This is a genomic window from Bacillus sanguinis (assembly GCF_018332475.1).
GTDB lineage: Bacteria > Bacillota > Bacilli > Bacillales > Bacillaceae_G > Bacillus_A > Bacillus_A sanguinis.
In genome coordinates this window covers 1-2034 of sequence record NZ_BOQB01000496.1, presented here as the reverse complement: position 1 = coordinate 2034, position 2034 = coordinate 1, and the positions used below count along the sequence as shown (strand labels likewise).

At 32.4% G+C, this 2034-nt stretch carries 2 protein-coding genes; one reads left to right on the top strand and one right to left on the bottom strand.

Annotated elements, in window-relative coordinates; genetic code table 11:
- Positions 1–145 precede the first annotated feature (145 nt).
- Positions 146–763, bottom strand: a complete 618-nt coding sequence (locus KI369_RS27985) for a TetR/AcrR family transcriptional regulator (protein WP_212958904.1) — start codon at positions 761–763, stop codon at positions 146–148.
- A 181-nt stretch (positions 764–944) separates the two neighbouring features.
- Between KI369_RS27985 and cyoE the strand changes: the two genes are divergently transcribed.
- Positions 945–1862, top strand: coding sequence for a heme o synthase (cyoE, locus tag KI369_RS27980; protein WP_212958902.1), 918 nt, complete (start codon positions 945–947; stop codon positions 1860–1862).
- The last annotated feature ends 172 nt before the right edge of the window (positions 1863–2034 follow it).

The following is a 2034-nucleotide window of genomic DNA, read 5'->3' as shown; positions in this document are numbered from 1 at the left end:
TTAGATAACTTATATTTAATTGTTCTAAAAAGGTTACACATCACTTGTATACTAAAGTCATTTATCTTATTCGATATTTGATGTCCACAATTGTAATCTATTTTTAGCTTTGTATATTTAAACCCTGTTTGGACAAGAGAATTTTCTAATCTTCTTGACGAGGAGACAGGAGCAGATTTTGTAATGCTTTTCCAAATAAATTTAAGGGCATATGTTCTTCGCTAATATAATAACATAGGGCCATACCATTTTCTAATGAAAGAATAGTCCATGCCATTTCGTTAGCAGATAGAGCAGATTCATTCTCATTCTCTTTTGACATCAATTTCTCAATAGCTGTGGAAATTTGTTCTACCGATTTGGTTATCATATTTGACCATTTATGGCGTACCGATTCTTCACGCATCGCATAAAGGAGAAATTCCATGTTAAGCATGCTCCATGTTCGATTTTTTTGTCTATTTGAAAGAGAATATTCATCCAAAATTCCGATGAATTGTGATAATGAATGCTGTTCTTCTATTATTTGATGGATGTTATGCACGTGTAAACGCATTTGTTTTTCCAATATGGCTAGAAAGAGCTCTTCTTTGGAATTAAAATGAGCATAAACGGCTCCCTTACTAAACCCGGCATACTCTGCAATTTTATCAACAGAAGCTCCGTGAAAGCCTAATTGAGCAAAGACCTCAACAGCTGATTCTAAAAGTAATTGCCGTGTTTCCTTTTTTCTTTCTTCTTGAGTTAATCTTCGTTTGATCATTTCTTCTCCTCCGTATCTTGACAATTATATCATATAGAACTAATATACCATATAGTATATAAATTCTGTTTGGTATTTAAATTACGGAAGGAATCTATGTATTAAATAATCAGCAATAATGTCATTTTAGATTAGATTATGAAAATTATAGACAATCTAGTAAAAGGAGAGACGAGAAATAATGCAAAAGATAGAGCCCCTTAAAATACCAAAACAGACTCCAGCAAAAATTTTAGCACAAACAGTTAAAACCGGGATTATTAAATCAAACCTGATTCCAATGTTTGCTGGATTGACATTGGCATTATATACATATCAGATTAGCTTGTTTGAGAAACTCCCAGAAATAATATTTGCTTTGATTGGCTCTATTTTAGTAATGGGTGCAGCAGGAGCTTTTAATAACTTGTATGATCGTGATATTGATTCTATTATGGAGAGAACAAAAAATAGACCCACTGTGACAGGAGAAATAAAACCAAAAGCTGTATTATGGCTAGGCATTTTAATGACCATCTTGGGATTGTTTTCCCTTGCATTAACAACTCTGCTAGCAGCATTCTTAGGGTTTTTAGGCTTATTTTTTTATATTGTCCCATATACAATGTGGAGTAAAAGAAGAACAATTTATAATACGGAGGTTGGAAGTATTTCAGGAGCAATGCCCCCTCTTATTGGATGGGCTGCTATTTATCCAGACATTACACATCCTGCTATTCTTGGTCTTTTTGTGATTACAGTCATTTGGCAAATGCCTCATTTCTATGCCATAGCTATTCGCAAGCACGATGAGTATAAGGCAGCTAAAGTTCCTATGCTTCCAGTAGTCAAAGGTGTTAAAAGAACATATTTGCAAACTAATATTTATTTAATCATTTTAATTGCAATGAGTTTCCTATTTAGCTCTTTAAGCCTCGGCCTTACGTTAGTAGCACTTCTTTTAAGCATTTTATGGCTCATCTTAAGTATCTTCGGCTATAAAAAAATGGATTCAGAGAAATGGGCAAAATCAATGTTTGTTTATTCCCTCTTTCATATGACTATCTTGTTTTCGACTGTAATTATATATTCTCTTATGGGCATTTTTTTTGATTTATAAAAATTATAATTTTGTAGTCATAACACGAAAAAAAACTATTCTTTCGATAGAGTATAGGAAAGGATAGTTTTTTTGACAAGAAGACATCGATTAAGATGTCTTCTTTTACTTGTATACTTGGTGTTAAGAAAGTATTAAATTGCTTAAAAACAAAAAACATATAACAATCATC